The organism is Bradyrhizobium lupini (genome assembly GCF_040939785.1).
Classification (GTDB): Bacteria; Pseudomonadota; Alphaproteobacteria; order Rhizobiales; family Xanthobacteraceae; genus Bradyrhizobium; species Bradyrhizobium canariense_D.
Window position 1 is genome coordinate 7,525,590 of sequence record NZ_CP162553.1, and the last position, 18,513, is coordinate 7,544,102.

15 protein-coding genes and 2 pseudogenes are annotated in these 18,513 nt (G+C 63.9%); 11 read left to right on the forward strand and 6 right to left on the reverse strand.

What is annotated here, in order from left to right; translation table 11 throughout:
- Positions 1 to 50: 50 nt before the first annotated feature.
- From AB3L03_RS36230 to fabZ, 7 genes and pseudogenes are all read left to right on the forward strand, one after another.
- Complete coding sequence (locus AB3L03_RS36230; protein WP_085353284.1) at positions 51 to 809, forward strand: isoprenyl transferase; 759 nt, start codon at positions 51 to 53, stop codon at positions 807 to 809.
- Positions 806 to 1,649, forward strand: a pseudogene (locus tag AB3L03_RS36235) (phosphatidate cytidylyltransferase). Before AB3L03_RS36230 ends, AB3L03_RS36235 begins: the two are co-directional and overlap by 4 nt.
- A gap of 4 nt (positions 1,650 to 1,653) precedes the next feature.
- Positions 1,654 to 2,877 carry a 1-deoxy-D-xylulose-5-phosphate reductoisomerase gene (gene dxr / locus AB3L03_RS36240; protein ID WP_368507984.1) on the forward strand — a complete coding sequence of 408 codons (1,224 nt, stop codon included), beginning with the start codon at positions 1,654 to 1,656 and terminating at the stop codon, positions 2,875 to 2,877.
- Positions 2,878 to 2,921: 44 nt separating this feature from the next.
- Complete coding sequence (rseP, locus tag AB3L03_RS36245; protein ID WP_368507985.1) at positions 2,922 to 4,073, forward strand: RIP metalloprotease RseP; 1,152 nt, start codon at positions 2,922 to 2,924, stop codon at positions 4,071 to 4,073.
- Between the two features lie 187 nt (positions 4,074 to 4,260).
- Positions 4,261 to 6,815: pseudogene (gene bamA, locus AB3L03_RS36250) on the forward strand (outer membrane protein assembly factor BamA).
- 125 nt (positions 6,816 to 6,940) lie between these two features.
- Positions 6,941 to 8,008: a UDP-3-O-(3-hydroxymyristoyl)glucosamine N-acyltransferase gene (gene lpxD, locus AB3L03_RS36255; RefSeq protein ID WP_085353279.1), complete on the forward strand. Its 1,068-nt coding sequence runs from the start codon at positions 6,941 to 6,943 to the stop codon at positions 8,006 to 8,008.
- A complete protein-coding gene (fabZ, locus tag AB3L03_RS36260; RefSeq protein ID WP_007610868.1) occupies positions 8,005 to 8,466 on the forward strand; it encodes a 3-hydroxyacyl-ACP dehydratase FabZ in 462 nt (153 codons plus the stop codon). The genes lpxD and fabZ overlap by 4 nt, the downstream gene beginning before the upstream one ends.
- 6 nt (positions 8,467 to 8,472) lie before the next feature.
- Here fabZ and AB3L03_RS36265 read toward each other — a convergent pair whose 3' ends face one another.
- Positions 8,473 to 8,817: a KTSC domain-containing protein gene (locus AB3L03_RS36265; RefSeq protein ID WP_085353277.1), complete on the reverse strand. Its 345-nt coding sequence runs from the start codon at positions 8,815 to 8,817 to the stop codon at positions 8,473 to 8,475.
- A 175-nt stretch (positions 8,818 to 8,992) separates the two neighbouring features.
- Here AB3L03_RS36265 and lpxA point away from each other — a divergent pair, with 175 nt between their 5' ends.
- The 4 genes from lpxA to AB3L03_RS36285 all read left to right on the forward strand — a co-directional run bounded on the left by lpxA (position 8,993) and on the right by AB3L03_RS36285 (position 13,331).
- Positions 8,993 to 9,784: an acyl-ACP--UDP-N-acetylglucosamine O-acyltransferase gene (lpxA, locus tag AB3L03_RS36270; RefSeq protein WP_085353276.1), complete on the forward strand. Its 792-nt coding sequence runs from the start codon at positions 8,993 to 8,995 to the stop codon at positions 9,782 to 9,784.
- A gap of 19 nt (positions 9,785 to 9,803) precedes the next feature.
- The gene (locus tag AB3L03_RS36275) at positions 9,804 to 10,661 is read left to right on the forward strand and encodes an LpxI family protein (protein WP_368507986.1); all 858 of its coding nucleotides are present in this window, start codon (positions 9,804 to 9,806) and stop codon (positions 10,659 to 10,661) included.
- Entirely contained in the window at positions 10,658 to 11,857 is a 1,200-nt protein-coding gene (lpxB, locus tag AB3L03_RS36280) for a lipid-A-disaccharide synthase (protein WP_204511317.1), read from the forward strand. Before AB3L03_RS36275 ends, lpxB begins: the two co-directional genes overlap by 4 nt.
- A gap of 241 nt (positions 11,858 to 12,098) precedes the next feature.
- The gene (locus tag AB3L03_RS36285; RefSeq protein WP_368507987.1) at positions 12,099 to 13,331 is read left to right on the forward strand and encodes a serine hydrolase domain-containing protein; all 1,233 of its coding nucleotides are present in this window, start codon (positions 12,099 to 12,101) and stop codon (positions 13,329 to 13,331) included.
- A gap of 237 nt (positions 13,332 to 13,568) precedes the next feature.
- On the opposite strand, the gene AB3L03_RS36290 is transcribed toward AB3L03_RS36285, so the two are convergent.
- Genes AB3L03_RS36290 through AB3L03_RS36310 form a run of 5 tightly spaced genes read right to left on the reverse strand, consistent with a single transcriptional unit; the run spans position 13,569 to position 18,509 of the window.
- Positions 13,569 to 14,336, reverse strand: a complete 768-nt coding sequence (locus tag AB3L03_RS36290; protein ID WP_085353267.1) for an SDR family NAD(P)-dependent oxidoreductase — start codon at positions 14,334 to 14,336, stop codon at positions 13,569 to 13,571.
- Positions 14,333 to 15,442 (reverse strand): ABC transporter ATP-binding protein, encoded by a 1,110-nt coding sequence (locus AB3L03_RS36295; protein WP_085353264.1) that lies wholly within the window; start codon positions 15,440 to 15,442, stop codon positions 14,333 to 14,335. Before AB3L03_RS36295 ends, AB3L03_RS36290 begins: the two co-directional genes overlap by 4 nt.
- 10 nt (positions 15,443 to 15,452) lie before the next feature.
- Positions 15,453 to 16,310, reverse strand: coding sequence for a carbohydrate ABC transporter permease (locus AB3L03_RS36300; RefSeq protein ID WP_204511313.1), 858 nt, complete (start codon positions 16,308 to 16,310; stop codon positions 15,453 to 15,455).
- Complete coding sequence (locus AB3L03_RS36305) at positions 16,303 to 17,226, reverse strand: carbohydrate ABC transporter permease (protein WP_085362119.1); 924 nt, start codon at positions 17,224 to 17,226, stop codon at positions 16,303 to 16,305. Before AB3L03_RS36305 ends, AB3L03_RS36300 begins: the two co-directional genes overlap by 8 nt.
- Positions 17,223 to 18,509: an ABC transporter substrate-binding protein gene (locus AB3L03_RS36310; protein ID WP_085353258.1), complete on the reverse strand. Its 1,287-nt coding sequence runs from the start codon at positions 18,507 to 18,509 to the stop codon at positions 17,223 to 17,225. Before AB3L03_RS36310 ends, AB3L03_RS36305 begins: the two co-directional genes overlap by 4 nt.
- Positions 18,510 to 18,513: the final 4 nt, after the last annotated feature.

The following is an 18,513-nucleotide window of genomic DNA, read 5'->3' on the forward strand; positions in this document are numbered from 1 at the left end:
CTTTGCGCTAACGCGGCCCTTCGGGTCCGGATCATGCTTTAAGGCACCTCATGTCCAACGCCGCCGCGCCCGCAACGGAAGGACCAGAACGGTCCGATGCGCCTGCGCATGTCGCCATCATCATGGATGGCAACGGACGTTGGGCGGCCGCGCGCGGCTTGCCACGGGCGGAGGGCCATCGCCGCGGCGTGGAGGCCCTGCGTCGCGTGGTTCGGGCGTCGCATGAACTTGGCATCCGCTATCTCACCATCTTCTCCTTCAGCTCGGAAAACTGGTCGCGTCCGGCGAGCGAGATCGGCGATCTGTTCGGCCTGTTGCGCCGCTTCATCCGCAACGATCTGGCGAGCTTGCATCGCGACGGCGTCAAGGTACGCATCATCGGCGAGCGGGATGGGCTGGAGGGCGACATCTGCGCACTTCTCAATGAGGCGGAGGAACTGACGCGCGATAACACGCGCCTCACGCTCGTCGTCGCATTCAATTACGGCTCCCGGCAGGAGATCGCGAAGGCGGCGCAGAAGCTCGCGCGCGAAGTCGCCGAGGGCCGGCGCAATCCTGACACGATCGATGCCGAGACACTGGGGGCGCATCTCGACGCGCCCGACATTCCCGATCCCGATCTCATCATCCGCACCAGTGGCGAGCAGCGCCTGTCCAACTTCCTGATGTGGCAGGCCGCCTATAGCGAGCTTGTCTTCGTGCCGATTCACTGGCCCGATTTCGACAAGGCGGCGCTGGAAGGCGCAATCGCCGAATTCGCCAGGCGCGAGCGCCGTTTCGGCGGCCTGGTCGCGAAAACCGCCTCGTGAGCGAGCCCAACTCCGCACCGGCCGGCTCTCAGCCTGCCCCGAGCAATCTCGTGATGCAGATCCTCGCGGCGCTGGTGCTGGCGCCGCTCGCCATTGCGCTCGCTTATGCCGGCGGCTGGCTGTGGGCGCTTCTCGTCACCCTGGTGTCGATCGGACTGTTCGCGGAATGGCTGATGGTGGTTGGCGCAGGCTCGACCGCGCTGACCGGGGCGGGGACGATCGTCATCGCCACGATGGGCTTGTGCGTTGCCTTCGGCGCGCTGAAGACCGCAATCATCACCGGCCTGATTGGCGGGGCGGTCGTGACGGTGATCGCGCGGGGCAAGTTCGTCTGGGCGGCCTCCGGATTTGCCTATGCGTCGGCGGCGCTACTCGCCTCGATCCTGCTGCGGAAGGATTTCGTGAACGGCTTCGCCGCGCTGATGTTCGTGCTGCTCGTGGTGTGGGCGACCGATATCGGCGGCTATTTCGCCGGCCGCGGCATCGGCGGACCGAAGCTGTGGCCGCGCGTGAGCCCGAAGAAGACCTGGTCAGGGGCGCTCGGCGGCTTTGCCGCGAGCCTTTTTGGTCGCGGTCGCCTTTGCCGCTTGCGGGGTTGGAAAGATAGTTCCATTGCTGCTCGTCAGCGCGGTCCTCTCAATCGTGTCGGCCTGCGGCGATCTGTTCGAATCCGCGGTCAAGCGGCGCTTCGACGTGAAGGATTCCAGTCACTTAATTCCTGGCCACGGCGGGCTATTGGACCGTCTGGACGGTTTTGTCGCCGCCATCCTGGTGGCATGGATTATCGGCTTCCTCCGCCATGGTGTGCATAGCGCCGGAAGCGGTCTTATGGTTTGGTGAAGATATGAGCGCGGTTCCATTGCGTAACAACAAGGCTGCGGCATCGAGCGTCCGCAGCGTCACGGTTCTCGGCGCCACCGGCTCGATCGGCGACAGCACGATGGATCTGCTGCGCGCCTCTCCCGAGCGCTACCGTGTCGAGGCGCTAACGGCGAACAGCAATGTCGAGGCGCTGGCAAAGCTCGCGAAGGAGTTTTCCGCGCGCTTCGTTGCGATCGCCGACACCTCCAAGTTTGCCGAACTCAGGGCTGCGCTCGCGGGCACCGGCACCGAATGCGGCGCCGGTGAAAGCGCGGTGATTGAGGCCGGCGCGCGTCCGGCCGATTGGGTGATGGCCGCCGTGAGTGGCGCGGCCGGGCTGAAGCCGGCACTGGCGGCGGTCGATCGCGGCGCGCATGTCGCGCTCGCCAACAAGGAATGTCTCGTCTGCGCTGGTGATTTCTTCATGCAGCGCGCGGCCAAAGCGGGCGCCTGCATCCTGCCTGCGGATTCCGAGCACAATGCGCTGTTCCAGGCGCTCGCCTCGGGCAATCGCGACGAGCTCGTCCGTGTCATCATCACGGCCTCCGGCGGCCCCTTCCGCACCTGGAAGCCTGCCGACATCGAGCAGGCGACACTCGCGCAAGCCCTGAAGCATCCGAACTGGAGCATGGGCCAGAAGATCACGATCGATTCCGCCTCGATGATGAACAAGGGGCTCGAGGTGATCGAGGCCTCCTATCTGTTCGCGCTCTCGCCCGACGAGATCGACGTCCTCGTTCATCCGCAGTCGATCATCCACGGCATGGTTGAGTTCTCCGATTGCTCGGTCGTGGCCCAGCTCGGCTCACCCGACATGCGCACGCCGATCGCGCATTGCCTCGGCTGGCCCGACCGTATCAAGGGTCCGGCCGCCAAGCTCGATCTGGCCAAGATCGGCCAGTTGACCTTCGAGGCGCCAGATTTCGAGCGCTTCCCCGGGCTGCGCCTGGCCTTCGATTCTCTCCGGACCGGGAAGGGGGCGACCACGGTCTACAACGCCGCCAACGAGGTCGCGGTCGCCGCCTTCATCGCCGGCAAGATCCGGTTCGGGGCGATTGCCAGGCTGGTGGAGGAGACGCTGGATGACTGGATCCGCAGCGGGAACCAGGCGCCGCTGACGTCAGCGGACGATGCAATCGCTGTTGACCATGTTGCGCGAAATAGGGCTGCCGCCCTATTGCCTCAAATTGCCTTAAAGGCATCCTAGATGGTTCGGGGCCAGCGCCTTGCGGCACTGGATGAGGGAATTCGATGATCGACTTTTTCGTCCATAGTTTCAATACGTTGAGCCATGGGCTCCTCGGCTACGCGGTTCCCTTCCTGTTCGTCCTGACCATCGTCGTGTTCTTCCATGAGCTCGGCCATTTCCTGGTCGCGCGCTGGGCGGGCGTTCGCGTGTTAACTTTTTCGCTCGGTTTCGGACCTGAGCTGGTCGGCTTCAACGACCGCCATGGCACGCGCTGGAAGATCTCGGCGATCCCGCTCGGCGGCTACGTCAAGTTCTTCGGCGACGAGAGCGAGGCTTCGACGCCGTCGTCCGAGAAGCTTGCGGCCATGACGGCCGAGGAGCGCGCCGGCAGCTTCCATCACAAGAAGGTCGGCCCGCGCGCCGCCATCGTTGCCGCCGGACCGATCGCCAATTTCATCCTGGGCGCGCTGATCTTCGCCGGCATGGCGCTGTATTACGGCAAGCCGAGCACGATTGCGCGCGTCGACGGTGTCGTCGCCGATGGCGCTGCGGCGGCAGCCGGCTTCAAGATCGGCGACGTCGTCGTCCAGATCGACGGCAAGCCGATCGAAAGCTTTGCCGACATGCAGCGCATGGTTGCGATGAATGCTGGTTCGCCGCTTGTCTTCCAGGTCAAGCGCGACGGTTCCATCGTGTCGCTGACCGCGACGCCGGCGCTGCTCGAGCGCAAGGATCCCTTCGGCAACAGCCACCGTCTCGGCGTGCTCGGCGTCGAACACAAGTCTCAGGCCGGGGAGGCCTCGACGTCGCCGGTCGGCGTCGGCGAAGCGCTCAAGATCGGGGTGGAGCAGGTCTGGTTCATCATCACCAGCACCTTCAAGTTCCTGGGCTCGTTGTTCGTCGGGAACGGCAATCCGAACGAGGTCAGCGGCGTGCTCGGCATTGCCAAGATGTCAGGGCAGGCGGCCAGCGCCGGGTTCCAGTTCGTGATCAACCTCTGCGCGGTGCTGTCGGTGTCGATCGGCCTGCTGAATCTGTTCCCGATCCCACTGCTCGATGGCGGTCACCTTATGTTCTATGCGGCGGAGGTCGCCCGTGGTCGGCCCCTGTCCGAGCGGACCCAGGAGATGGGGTTCCGAATCGGGCTTGGCTTGGTGCTGATGTTGATGGTGTTTGCGACCTATAACGACATCCTGCGAATGGCCGCATCCTGATAGGGGCTTTTTTGTGGCGTTGCCCGGGCGTTGCTCTTGGGCAACGTCTTGGAATGAAAATGAAATTACGGCGCGCTCGACCGTTTGCGGCGTCGGTGAAATTGTCTACAAGCGGCTTGAACTTGGGGAATCTCCAGACCGGCGTTGGGGTTGGGTCTGGTACGGAATGATAAGGGCGCGTTGCGCAATGAAGTTTGGACTGCGACTCCGGGGGGCTTGCTCGCAACCCTGATCATGTTCGGCGCGCCGGTGCTTGCCCCGGTTGGGGCTGCCTTTGTGTCTTCGTCTGCGCTTGCTCAGACCGTGCAGTCGATTTCCGTCGAAGGAAATCGCCGGGTCGAGGTGGAGACGATCCGCTCCTACTTCAAGCCGGGTCCCGGCGGTCGCCTGGATCAGGGTGCCATCGACGACGGCCTCAAGGCGTTGATCGAGACCGGCCTGTTCCAGGACGTCAGGATCAACCGCGGGGCCGGTGGCCAGATCGTCGTCTCCGTGGTGGAAAACCCGGTGATCGGCCGCATTGCCTTCGAGGGCAACAAGAAGATCAAGGACGAGCAGCTCACCGGTGAAGTCCAGTCCAAGGCGCGCGGCACCTTCTCCCGCGCCATGGTGCAGTCCGACACCCTGCGAATCGCAGAAATCTATCGCCGCTCCGGCCGTTACGACGTTCGCGTCACGCCTGAAATCATCGAGCAGCCGAACAACCGCGTCGATCTCGTCTTCACGGTCGAGGAGGGCGCCAAGACCGGCGTCAAGTCGATCGAGTTCGTCGGCAACAACGCGTACTCGTCGTACCGCCTGCGCGACGTCATCAAGACGCACGAATCGAACCTGCTGAGCTTCCTCGCCAGCAGCGACATCTACGATCCCGATCGGGTCGAGGCCGACCGCGACCTGATCCGCCGCTTCTATCTCAAGAACGGTTTCGCCGACGTCCAGGTCGTCGCCGCGCTCACCGAATACGATCCGGAAAAGAAGGGCTTCAACGTTACCTTCAAGATCGAGGAGGGCTCGCAATACCGGGTCGGCTCGATCGACTTCCGCTCCAGCATTCCGAACTTCGATCCCACCTCGATGCGCAACTATTCGCGCGTCAATGTCGGCTCGCTCTACAACGTCGAGTCGGTCGAGAAGTCGGTCGAGGAGATGCAGATCGAGGCCTCGCGTCGCGGTTACGCCTTCGCCGTGGTCCGTCCCGGCGGCGACCGCAATTTCGAGGCGCACACCGTGTCGGTCGTGTTCAACATCGACGAGGGTCCGCGCACCTATATCGAGCGCATCAACCTTCGCGGCAACACCCGCACGCGCGACTACGTGATTCGTCGCGAGTTCGACGTCTCCGAGGGCGATGCCTACAACCGCGCGCTGGTCGACCGTGCCGAGCGCCGCTTGAAGAACCTCGACTATTTCAAGAGCGTGAAGATCACGACGGAGCCCGGCTCGTCGAGCGACCGCGTGATCCTGCTCGTGGACATGGAAGAGAAATCGACCGGCGACTTCTCGGTCTCGGGTGGTTATTCCACCACCGACGGCGCGCTGGCCGAAGTCTCGGTTTCCGAACGCAATTTGCTCGGCCGCGGCCTGTTCGCCAAGGCGGCGGTGACCTACGGCCAGTATGCCCGCGGCTACTCGCTGTCGTTCGTCGAACCCTATCTGCTCGACTACCGGGTCGCGCTGGGTCTCGACCTCTATCAGCGTGAGCAGAGGTCCAACAGCTACATCTCCTACGGCACCAAGACGCTCGGCTTCTCGCCGCGCCTCGGTTTCTCCCTGCGTGAAGATCTGTCGCTGCAGGTGCGCTACTCGATCTACCGGCAGGAAATCACGCTGCCGTCGTACCTCGCGAACTGTAACAACAACCAGTTCCTTGCCGACGGTGTCACTCCGAATCCGGCATTCAATCCAAGCCCGGCTTTCTCCGCGGCGAGTGGTATTCCTCTGGCTCCCTCGACCAACGGCCTCGGCTGCTACAGCGACGGCGAGGCCTCGCTGCCGGTCCGCAAGGAGCTTGCCAACGGCAAGACCCTGACCTCGGCGCTCGGCTACACGCTGACCTACAACACGCTCGACAACAACAAGAACCCCACCGACGGTCTGCTGGTCGATTTCCGGCAGGACTTCGCCGGCGTCGGCGGCGACGTCTCCTATCTGAAGACTGTGGTTGACGCGAAGTACTACACTCCGCTGGTCTCCGATATCGTCGGTCTCGTTCGCCTCCAGGGCGGCATGCTGAACAAGATGGGCAGCGATCTGCGCATGCTCGATCATTTCCAGATGGGCCCGAACCTCGTCCGCGGCTTTGCCCCGAACGGCATCGGACCGCGCGATTTGAACCCCTTCGGTACGCAGGACGCGCTTGGCGGCACCAAGTATTGGGGTGCTTCGCTCGAATTGCAGATGCCGTTCTGGTTCCTGCCGAAGGAAGTGGGTCTGAAGGGCGCCGTCTACGCCGACGCCGGCGGACTGTTCGACTATCAGGGACCGACGACGTGGTCGGTGACCAACGAACTGACCACGACCAAGAATTCGAGCTGCACGCCGTCGACCGTCAATCCCGCTTCGGCTGGAACCTGCACCGGCCTGGTGTATGACAATGGCAATGCGGTCCGGTCGTCGGTCGGCGTCGGCTTGATCTGGGCCTCGCCGTTCGGTCCGCTGCGCTTCGACTACGCCGTGCCGCTGACCAAGGGCAAGAACGACCGTACGCAGGAGTTCCGGTTCGGCGGCGGCACCTCGTTCTAATTCGAACAGCACGGCACGATCCGGACCACCGGAGCCGGTTTCCGAAAGGGATCGTGCCAATCCAGGAGATGAGGCATGATGCGGCTTGGCCGCTTCATGCCGAAGCCGGACCGCGACGGGGTGGAATGGCGCAGCCGACCTTCTTCACACAGCCGCCCGCCTCAGCGCTGGCTGACATCGCCACGCTGACCAAGGCGGAGTTGGTCGATCCCGCCAGGGGCGGCCAAATCATCAGGGGTCTTGCTTCGCTCGACGAAGCCGGCCCGATGCACCTGACGTTCTTCGACAATCTCAAATATGCCGATGAGCTCAAGGCGACCAAGGCCGGTGCTTGCCTGGTGAGCCCACGCTTCGAGGCGCGGGTGCCCGCGCATGTCGCCGTGCTGCGGGCGCCACAGCCGTTCCGCGCCTTCGTCAGGATCGCGCGGGAGTGGCATGGCGACGCGCTCCGGCCGCAATCCTGGACCGGCAACGACGGCATCGCGCCGTCGGCCATCATCGACCCCACCGCCAGGCTCGAGGACGGCGTGATCGTCGATCCCTTGGCCGTGATCGGCCCTGACGTGGAGATCGGCAGCGGCACGGTGATCGGTGTGGGGGCCGTGATCGGCCCCGGCGTCAAGATCGGCCGGGACTGCAATGTCGGCGCACGCACCGCCATCCAGTGCGCGCTGATCGGCAACGACGTGCTGATCCACCCCGGTTGTTCGATCGGCCAGGACGGCTACGGCTTCATCTTCTTCGGCCCCGAGGGCCATCTGAAGGTGCCCCAGACCGGCCGCGTGCTGATTCAGAACAACGTGGAGGTCGGCGCCGGCACCACCATCGATCGGGGCTCCTTGCGCGACACCGTGATCGGGGAAGGGACCAAAATCGACAATCAGGTCCAGATCGGCCACAATGTGACCATTGGCCGGCACTGCCTGCTGGCAGCCCAGATCGGCCTTGCCGGCAGCCTCACCCTCGGCGACAACGTGGCGCTGGGAGCGAAGGTGGGCATCAACAATCACGTCAAGATCGGGGATGGAGCTCAGGTGACTGCCATGAGCGGCGTCAAGGACGACGTTCCTCCCAACGGACGTTGGGGTGGTTTTTTCGCCAAGCCGACCAGGCAGTGGTTCAAGGAAATTTTGGCGGTCGAGCGCTTGGCGCGCGACAGCAAGGCCGATCCGAAGCAGGAGGAACGGGAGTGACGGACGAAGCACCGGTCAGGTTCGAGCTTGTGGACATCAACATGATCCTGCAAACGCTCCCGCACCGTTTTCCGATGCTGCTGATCGATCGCGTGATCAACATCCGCACCGATTACAGCGGCATCGGCATCAAGAATGTCACCTTCAACGAACCGCCGTTCCAGGGCCACTTTCCCGATCGCCCGGTCTATCCCGGCGTCATGATGATCGAAGCGATGGCGCAGACCGCGGGTGTGATCGGCATCAAGTCGGTCGAAGGCACCGAGAAGCCGCGCGCGGTCTATTTCCTCACCATCGACAAGTGCAAGTTCCGCAAGCCTGTGCTGCCCGGCGATACCATCGAATACCACATGCGCTCGATCGGCCGCCGCAAGGCCATGTGGTGGTTTCACGGCGACGCCAAGGTCAACGGCCAGGTGGTTGCGGAGGCCGACGTCGGCGCCATGCTGACCGACTGAGCGGGATCAACTTCTCTGGATGCGCTCGCGCGCAGGACACGCGTACCGGCCGCCGCTGACCTCGCGCTTGATGTTCTGGTTGAAGAACTGTCCCATGGACGGTGCGCCCAGCAGGCGCTCGACCGTGTCGACCGGTACGCCGCAATAGCGGTCATAAACGCCTTCAACGGCCACGACGAGGGCCTGCTGCGCACGGTCGTAACAGACCCGCTGAAGCACCGTGCTGCGGCTGATGTCGCGGCACTCGAACGTCGCGAGGTCGATGGGGCGGTGTTCGGCGGTCTCGATCGTCTCGGAGACGATCGGCGCCGCGGCGAACTGTGCGAGGAGAAGTGCCAGGGCCCTGACCACGATACCTGAAGCTCCGCGTGAACTTGTTGATGACCCGGGAAGGCTGCCTCATCCGGCACTTGAAACACGGAGAGATCATACGTCACTGGACAGATCGGGCATAGTCGCGCTAACCAGCGGAAAACCGAGCGACTTCAACACCTAATCAGACCTTCTTGATGAGTCAGATTGCTTGATGAGTAAGATTGACCCCACCGCACGGATCGCGGACGGCGCCGTGATCGGCGAGGGCACCGAGATCGGCCCCTTCTGCATCATCGGCCCGCATGTCGCGATCGGCAATAACTGCAAGCTGATCGGACAGGTCACCGCCATCGGCCACACCTCGATCGGAGATGGCTGCGTGATCTCGCCGTTCGCGGTGCTGGGCGGGGCGCCCCAGGATCTCAGCTACAAGGGCGAGCCCACGAAGCTTGAGATCGGCTCGGGCTGCACCATCCGCGAAGGTGCGACCATGAATGTCGGCACCATCAAGGGCGGTGGCCTGACGCGCGTCGGCAACGACGGCTATTTCATGAACAACAGTCATGTCGGGCATGACTGCATGGTCGGCAACAACGTGATCTTCGCAACCTCGGCGACGCTCGGCGGCCATTGCGAGATCGGTGACGCCGTCTATATCGGCGGCCTGTCCGCAGTGCATCAGTTCACCCGCATCGGCCCCTATGTGATGGTTGGCGGTGTCTGCGGCGTGCGCGACGACGTCATCCCGTATGGGCTGGTCAACGGCCAATATGCGGTGCTCGAAGGCCTCAACCTGATCGGCATGAAGCGGCGCAAGTTCACCAAGCAGCGGCTTGTGACCGTGCGCGCGTTCTACCAGAAACTCTTCCATGGCCCCGCTACCTTTGCCGAACGCCTGGAGGCGGCGCGGCCGCTCGCCGGTGGAGATCCGGCGATCGGCGAAATCCTCGACTTCATCGGCAAGGGCAAGCGCCCGCTCTGTCTTCCCGCCATCGCGAAGTGATGATGGAATGGCCCCGGGCATGACATCGGCGGCTTCGGAAATTTCATCGCCGGTCGGCGTCGTCGCTGGCGGCGGCGCGATGCCGTTCGCGGTTGCCGACTCGCTCGCCGCCCGCGGCATCACGCCGGTGTTGTTTCCCCTTCGGGGAGCCTGCGATCTCGCGCGGGTAGAGAAATTCCGTCATCGCTGGATCTCGGTCGGCCAGCTCGGCCGCGCCATGCGGCTGTTTCGCGAGGAGGGCTGCCGCGACCTGATTTTCATCGGCACGCTGGTGCGACCTTCGCTCTCGGAGGTCCGGGTCGACTTCACGACGCTTCGGCTGCTCGGCAATGTCATCCGCGCCTTCCGCGGCGGCGACGATCATTTGTTGTCCGGCGTCGGGCGCATTCTCGAGCAGGGCGGCTTTCGGATGGTCGGCATCAAGGATGTCGCGCCCGATCTGCTGATGCCCGAGGGCTGCATCAGCCGCGCCTGGCCGAGCGACACCGGCAAGACCGACATCGAGCGCGGACGCGCGGTGCTGACCGCCCTCGGTCCGTTCGACATCGGCCAGGCCGCGGTCGTGATCGACGGCCATGTGGTGGCGGTCGAGGATATCGAGGGCACCGATGCACTGCTCGCGCGCGTGGCACGGCTGCGCGAAGAGGGCCGCATCCGCGCCGCCACCGGGCGGGGCGTGCTGGTGAAGGTCCCAAAGAGCGGGCAGGATCTGCGCTTCGACCTGCCGACGATCGGCCCGCGCACCCTCGAGGGCGTCGCCGCCGCAGGGCTGGCCGGGATCGCCGTCGTTGCCGGCAACACCATCGCCGCCGAGCCGCAGGCAATGATCGCACTCGCCGACGCAAAATATCTCTTCGTCATCGGCCTGCCGGCGTGATGCAGGGTCGCGATCCCAAGCGCAAGATCTTCCTGATCGCCACGGAGGAATCCGGCGACCGGCTCGGCAGCGCCTTGATGAAGGTGCTGCGCCAGCGCCTCGGCGACGGCGTGCAGTTCGTGGGCGTCGGCGGCCACACCATGGCGCGCCAGGGGCTCGAGACGCTGTTTCCGATCGAGCAGCTCTCGATCGTCGGCTTCGCCGCGGTCGTGCAGCAATTGCCGAAGATCCTGCGGCTGATCCGCGAGACCGCGGAGGCCGTGACCGAAGCCGCGCCGGACGCGCTCGTCATCATCGACAGCCCCGATTTCACCCACCGTGTCGCCCGCCGCGTGCGGACGCGCAATCCGGCGATCCCGATCGTCGACTACGTCTCGCCACAGCTCTGGGCCTGGCGGCCGGGACGGGCGCGGACCATGCTCGGCTATGTCGACCATGTGCTCGGCCTGTTGCCATTCGAGCCGGAGGAATACCGCAAGCTCGGCGGGCCGCCATGCAGCTATGTCGGCCATCCCCTGATCGAGCAATTGCCCTCGCTGCGGCCGAACGCGGAGGAGCAGGCGCGCCGCGACGGCGAGCCGCCGGTCTTGCTGGTGTTGCCCGGCAGCCGCCGCAGCGAGATCAGGCACCATCTCGACGTGTTCGGCGCGACGCTCGGCCGATTGCAGACTGAAGGCCGCGCGTTCGAGCTGATGCTGCCGACCATGCCGCATCTCGAAACCACCATCCGCGAAGGCATCGCGAACTGGCCGGTCAAGCCTCAAATCGTGGTCGGCGAGAACGAGAAGCGCGCTGCCTTCCGCATCGCGCGCGCGGCACTGGCAAAATCCGGCACGGTGACGCTGGAGCTCGCGCTATCGGGCATTCCGATGGTGACGGCCTATCGCGTCGGCGCGATCGAAGCCTTCATCCTGCGCCGCGCGATCCGTGTCTCCTCGGTGATCCTCGCCAATCTCGTGATCGGCAAGGATGTCATCCCGGAGTTCCTGCAGGAAGACTGCACGCCGGAGAAGCTGGCGGCCGCGCTCTCGGAGCTTCTGACCGATTCACCGCTGCGCCGGCAGCAGGTGGAAGCATTCGCCCAGCTCGATGCGATCATGTCGACCGGCAACAGATCGCCGAGCGTGCTCGCAGCTGACATCGTGCTGGCGACGATGCGCAAGGGTAGGCGGGCAGGCTTGGACGTGTACTCATAAACGTTGGCTTGCCAGCGCAAAGCGGAAGCCTCCTAACCTTGGGCGTGATCGGCGGTTTGTGACCCAGAGCAGACCTCGCGTCGATTTGCATCTCTCATCGTCTCGGTAAGACTGCCAACATCCTCGGTCCACCAAACAACCACGGCAAACCGGGATGTCAGGTGCATGTCAGGATCTGCGCGCAATATCTTGTGCGCTCGCCTAGGTGCGGCCTCCTGATTGGATTTACCTAAAGGGACGCATGCGTCTTGCTCTAAAAATGTTCAGATTTCTTGTCGCGATCTTGCTTCTTGGGATTTTAGGGTTCGCTGGCTGGCTGACCTTCAGCCCACCCAATGGACTAGTGTCCGCCTCGGCTTATGCGGCAAAAATGGTTTGCTCGAATGTGTTCATTGCCGAACGTGATGCGGATGCGGTGATCAAAACCGACCTCGCGTTAACACATCCACGCATTGTCGAACGTCTGAAGATCAACGTCGACACCGCCAACCAGCGTGTCGAGGCGGCATATCGAGGCCTGTTCGCCAAACGCTACGCCCAATATGAGGAAGGACGTGGTTGTACGCTGGTGTCTAAGGACGAAGTCCCCGACCGTGCCGAGCCGCCCTCACTGCCCGGAAAGCCTAGTGCGCTCTGGCCGGTCGGCGAGAGTGCTCAATTGTCTGACGACAAACACTTACTGGCGACGCTGAACGATCCGGCTCTCCAGGGGCCGGGCATGCGCGCGATCGTCGTGGTCCAGGACGGGCGCATCATCGGAGAAACCTACGGCGAAGGCTTCAACGCTTCGACGCCCCTCCAGGGCTGGTCGATGACGAAGACCGTGAACGCCGCCTTGGCCGGCATGGCGATCAGGGACGGAAAGCTTTCGCTGGACCGAAAAAATCTGTTTCCGCAGTGGACTGGCGACGCGCGCGCGGACATCTCGGTGGCCGATTTGATGGCCATGACAAGCGGATTGAAATGGAGCGAGGACGGTGACTCTCCCGACCCCGACGGGTTAGAAAATCTCGCACATGATGCGGCGGCTTTCGCGCGGGACCGTCCGCTTGTCGCCCCGCCTGGGACGCAGTTCAACTATTCCGGGGGTTCGTCTGTCCTGTTGGCCCGGGTCTGGCAGAACGCGGTTGGAGCCGACGCGCGAGCGTATCCGCAGGAGCGATTGTTCAAGCCTTTGGGCATGACCAGCGCTGTTCTTGAGGCTGACCCTTCAGGCACATTCCTTGGCGAAGCCTTTCTCTTCGCCAATGCGCATGATTGGGCGCGCTTCGGCGAATTCCTGCGCATGAACGGAGAGTGGAACGGTGCTCAGCTTTTGCCGCCGGGCTTTGTCGATTACATGCGCTCGCCTGTGCCAGCGTCCGATGAGGGACATGGCCCGGTCTACGGTCGCGGACAGCTTTGGTTGGGGCCGGGCCGGGATTCCGACTCCCTACCGACACGTTCATGTTGCAAGGGCACCTGCGCCAGGTGATTGCGATCATCCCCTCGCGTAAACTGGTGATCCTGCGTATGGGTCTCACGCGGGAAGATATCGGGTACAGCGTCGCGAAACTACTGTACGCGATTGTGGCGGCGCGCCGATCGAATGAATGAGCGATTACTTCCGCTTGTGGCCCAACTCGGACCCAGGGAGAGTTACGCCAACGCGACTGCTATCAAGATACGGAGCGGACCTCTACGAGGCAGCTCGGGTTTGTGAGTACACGCTCTAGCCGAGACCAGCGTCGACCTGAAAACACTGCCGCGTGATGCGCTGGCTCTCATCGGAGGCGAGGAACAGCGCCATGCTGGCGATGTCGTCGGGTGTCACCGCGTCGGGAATGGCCTGGCGCGTGCGCAGCTCGGCGATCACCTGGTCGTCTGGGTACCACAGCCGGCGCTGACGCTCCGTGATCACCATCCCCGGCGCTATCGCGTTGACGCGGATGCGGTCGGGCCCGAGCGACCGGGCCAGGGAGTTGGTGAAGCCGACGATCGCGGCCTTTGCCGCGGCGTAGACAGGCAGCCCCGGCGCGCCGCGCATCCAGGCAATCGACGACATGTTGATGATCGAACCGCTGCCGCGCGCCTGCATCTGCGGCACCACCGCTTGCGCAGCAAAGAAGACGTGCTTGAGGTTGACGCCGATCATCCAGTCGAATTCGGCCGGCGTCACCTCGGCCAGCACCTGACGCTGATCATTGGCGGCGTTGTTGACGAGGACCGCGGCATCGCCAAGCGATCCCCGGACCTGCGCCATGGCGCCGCGCAAGGCGTCGATGTCGAGGAGATCGCACGGCACGAACAAGGGTACGGTCCCGGCCGCGGCCTTCACTTCCGCGACCAGCGCCCGGCCGGCTGCTTCATCGAGATCCAGGAACGCGACGCGCGCCCCTTGCGCCGCGAACGCCCGCACGAAGGCGGCACCGATGCCGCTGGCGCCACCGGTGATCAACACCACGCGGTCCCTAAGGCCGGCATAGCTCGTTCTTGTCATGCGATCAGTCGCTCCGTCTCGGGGTCGAACAGGCAGATGCGACGCGTGTCGAGCGCGAACGGGGCGGCGGCGCCCGGTGTGGGGCGGATGTCCGGCGTGATGCGCGCCAGCGCAGGCTCGCCGCCAAGCCGCAGCAGCACGATCGTTTCGGCTCCCGTCGGCTCGACCATCTCCACCGGCGCGTTGACGACGACGGGCGGATCGGCGGAGAACACGCGGCTGCCCTCGGCGAGGCATTCCGGCCTGATCCCGACCACCACGTCACGGCCGACGAAAGGGGCCGCCGCGTCGTATTGACCAAGGCGGAGGCGGACCTCGTCCGGCCGTCCCGCGCCGATCACGACCACCGGCCCGCCGGCATCGGCCTCCAGCCGTGCCGGCATCGTGTTCATCGGCGGCGAGCCCATGAAGCGGGCCACGAACAGATTGGCGGGATAGCGATACACGGTATCCGGGTCGGCAAACTGCTGCACCACGCCGCGATGCATCACGGCAATGCGCGTCGCCATCGTCATCGCCTCGATCTGATCGTGTGTGACATAGACGATGGTGGCGCCGATGCGCTGGTGCAGCCGCTTGATCTCCATCCGCATCTCGACGCGCAGCTTGGCGTCGAGATTGGAGAGCGGCTCGTCGAACAGGAAGAGCAGGGGATCGCGCACCAGCGCCCGGCCCATCGCCACACGCTGGCGCTGGCCGCCGGAGAGCTGCGAGGGCTTGCGGCCGAGCAGCGGCTCGATCTGGAGCAGCCTGGCCACATTCGCCAGCGCCTTTTCCTGCTCGGCCTTCGGGACGTGACGGCATTCCATGCCGAAGGTGATGTTCTGGCGCACCGTCATCGACGGATAGAGCGCGTAGGACTGGAACACCATCGCGATGTCGCGGTCCTTCGGCGGAATGTCGTTGACGATACGTCCGCCGATTTCCACGGTGCCTGCGCTCGGGAGGTCGAGCCCAGCGATGATGTTGAGCAGCGTGGACTTGCCGCAGCCGGATGGGCCAACGAGCACGGTGAATTCACCGCTCTCGATGTCGAGATCGATGCCCTTCAGCACCTCCAGATTGGCGTAGCGCTTGGACAGGGAGCGAATGCTTAGGGCTGCCATGACAATCCGATCATTTCACGGCCCCGGCGGTGAGGCCGCGCACGAAATACTTGCCGCCGATCAGATAGATCAGCAGGGTCGGCAGGGCGGCGATCATCACCGCCGCGCTCTGCACGCCATGCTGCGGGATGTCCGCGACTGCTGCGGATAGCGCGATCAGCGCGGCGGTGACGGGCTGCTGCTGACCAGTCGTGAATGTCACGCCGTAGAGAAATTCGTTCCAGATATGCGTGAACTGCCAGATCACGGTGACGACCAGAATAGGCGGCGAGAGCGGCAGGATGATGCGCCAGAAAATACGAAAGAACCCTGCGCCATCGATGCGCGCAGCTCTTATCAGATCCTGCGGGATGGCAGTGTAGTAGTTTCGGCAGAACAAGACGGTAAAGGAGAGCCCCTGGATCGTGTGGATCACGACCAGGCCCGTGAGCGTGTTCATCAGGCCCGTATCGCGCAACACGATGGTCCAGGGAAGCAAGCGCATCTGCTGGGGAAGGAAGAGGCCGAGGGTCACGATGCCGTAGATCCAGTTATCGCCGCGAAAACGCCAGAGCGACACAGCGTAACCGGCGACAGCACCGAGCAGAGTCGAGAAAATCGTCGCGGGAATCGTGACGAGCGCCGAGTTCAGCATGTACGGCCGGATGCCGGCGCAGGTCTCGGCGACGCAGAAACCGCTCCAGGCCGCGGCGTAGTTGCTCCATGCCCATTGCTTCGGCCAGCCGATCATCGACGCCTGCGCGATCTCCTCGTTGGTGCGGAGCGAGTTCAGCCCGACAACAACCAATGGCGCGAGCCATGCTGCAGCGATCAGCGAGACGACGAGATAGATCAGAATCCGGCTTGGCGCGATGGTTCGCTCACGCATGGATCGCCCGCCGCCGCTGGACATAACGCCACGCTGCATAGGGCAGCAAAACCGCAAGAAGAATGAGCAACATGAGCACTGCCGCCGCCGCTCCGCGTCCGAGCAGGCTGCGCTGGAACATCAGGTCATAGACGACGAGGGCCGGCAGCTGGGTGGCGATCCCGGGTCCGCCATTGGTGAGCGCGCGGACGAGGTCGAAGGTCGAAATCGCGAACTGCAGCTGGATGACGATGACGGTGATGGTGATCGGCCAAAGGGTCGGCAGGATGACACGCCGGTACATTCGGATCGGTCCGGCGCCGTCGATCTGCGCGGCCTTGATCAGGTCGGCGTCGACGGAGCGAAGGCCGGCGAGGAACAGCGCCATGGCGAAACCGGACGATTGCCAGATCGCAGCGATGACAATGGTCCAAATGGCCATGTCGCGGTCGATCAGCCAGTCGAACCGGAAGGAGGTCCAGCCGAGGTCGCGGACCAGCTTCTGGATCCCGAGGCCGGGATTGAGCAGCCAACTCCAGACCGTGCCGGTGACCACGAATGACACCGCCAGAGGATAGAGGAAGATGGACCGCAGCAGGTTCTCGCCGCGAATGCGCTGATCGAGCAGGATCGCAAGGATGAGACCGGTCGCCAGGCTCAGCAACACGAAGGCGCTGCCAAACAGCAGCAGATTGTCCAAGGCAATCTGCCAGTTCCGCGATGCGGCGACCGCAGAATAGTTGCGCAAGCCGACCCAGCCCGAGACCGGGACCAGAGTGGACGGCGTGAACGATATCCAGATCGTCCACAGCGTAAACGCAATGAGATGCGCGGCGGACAACAGCAGCGGCACCCAGATCGTCAGATATTCAGGCAGCCGGCGTACCCAGCCAGAGGCTGCCGGCCGGCCCGGTGTTGTCGAGACGGCGATCGTCAACGTGAGCTCTCGACGGCTTCGGCGAGGCGTATGGCCGCTTGCTCCGGCTTGATCGTCTTGTTCTTCACGTACTCCGTGATCACGTCGATCATCGCTGCGGTCATGCCGTTTTCCTGCGCCATGTTGTGCGCAAGGCTGAGGACGGCCTGATTGCTGGCAATCGCGTCTTTCAGGGCTGCTGCGGTCCGCCGTTGCCCGTCCGACCAGCCTTCGCCGGAGAGATCGACATCGGTGCGCACGGGGATCGATCCCGTGATCTGCGAATACATAGTCTGGATCGCCGGATCCATGACGAGCTGGGCCATCAGCGTCTGGCCGGCCTGCAGGTCGGGCTCCTTGCGCTGCCAGAATATGAAGGCATCGGCATTCAACAGGAAGACCGGCTTGCTATTGTCGCTCGGGCCCGGGGCGATGATGAAGTCCTCGAACTTGAAGCCGGCGTTGCGCAAGACGCCCTGCGCCCACCCGCCCATGATCATCATCCCCATGTCGCCGTCGACAAAGCGCTTCAAGTTGGTCGAAAAGTGCTGGGCGCCGACGTTGGGGTCCATCCAGTCGGCAATCTTGCGCACCTGTACGAAGGCAGCCTTTATCTCGGGGCCCTCCAGGGCCTTCTTGTCGAGATTCATGATGGCTGCGCGGTAAGCGGTGGGGCTGATGCCCGCCAAAGCGGCCTCGAATTTCTGGCCGTCGTCCGGGCGGGTGCCACCGTTGGCGATGGGATAGGGGACGCCGCCTGCTTTCATCTTCTCGGCGAGGTCGTTGAACTCAGCCCATGTGACGGGGACCTTGTCGGCCTTGGCCTTGTCCATCGCGCGTTTGGAGAGAAACAGCATGTTGGTGCTGTAGATCTGCAACGGCAGTGCAATCCACTTGCCCCCCGGCTTGTGCAATTTTGCAAGATCCGGAGCGACAACCTTTTCGTAGCCGGCGGCAGCGACGACGGCATCGAGATCGACGGTTGGGGCAATCTTGGACCAGGCCGCGATCTCGGGACCTTTGAGCTGCGAGCAGGCCGGCGGATCGCCGGCCATGATCTGGGCACGCAGCTTGTTCATCATCTCGGTGGTGAAGCCGGGGACGGGCGAGTGCTGCCAAACCCCGCCTTTCTCCTCGAATTTCTTGCCGAGTGCCGTGATGGCCGCCCCATCGCTACCTGCGGACCATTGCGAGATCGCAGTCAGACGCGGCTTGATCGCGCCTTGCGCGCGGGCGAATGCCGGCAGCGCGAGCGCGGCCGCAGATCCGGCGAGCAGTTGGCGCCTTGTTGTCGTGATCGGCATGGCA

Bases quoted from the DNA above. Each gene is read 5' to 3' on its own strand.
- AB3L03_RS36230 (WP_085353284.1), top strand. From the start codon at position 51: ATGTCCAACGCCGCCGCGCCCGCAACGGAAGGACCAGAACGGTCCGAT.
- dxr (WP_368507984.1), top strand. From the start codon at position 1,654: ATGAGCGCGGTTCCATTGCGTAACAACAAGGCTGCGGCATCGAGCGTC.
- rseP (WP_368507985.1), top strand. From the start codon at position 2,922: ATGATCGACTTTTTCGTCCATAGTTTCAATACGTTGAGCCATGGGCTC.
- lpxD (WP_085353279.1), top strand. From the start codon at position 6,941: ATGGCGCAGCCGACCTTCTTCACACAGCCGCCCGCCTCAGCGCTGGCT.
- lpxA (WP_085353276.1), top strand. From the start codon at position 8,993: ATGAGTAAGATTGACCCCACCGCACGGATCGCGGACGGCGCCGTGATC.
- AB3L03_RS36275 (WP_368507986.1), top strand. From the start codon at position 9,804: ATGACATCGGCGGCTTCGGAAATTTCATCGCCGGTCGGCGTCGTCGCT.
- AB3L03_RS36285 (WP_368507987.1), top strand. From the start codon at position 12,099: ATGCGTCTTGCTCTAAAAATGTTCAGATTTCTTGTCGCGATCTTGCTT.
- AB3L03_RS36290 (WP_085353267.1), bottom strand. From the start codon at position 14,336: ATGACAAGAACGAGCTATGCCGGCCTTAGGGACCGCGTGGTGTTGATC.
- AB3L03_RS36295 (WP_085353264.1), bottom strand. From the start codon at position 15,442: ATGGCAGCCCTAAGCATTCGCTCCCTGTCCAAGCGCTACGCCAATCTG.
- AB3L03_RS36300 (WP_204511313.1), bottom strand. From the start codon at position 16,310: ATGCGTGAGCGAACCATCGCGCCAAGCCGGATTCTGATCTATCTCGTC.
- AB3L03_RS36310 (WP_085353258.1), bottom strand. From the start codon at position 18,509: ATGCCGATCACGACAACAAGGCGCCAACTGCTCGCCGGATCTGCGGCC.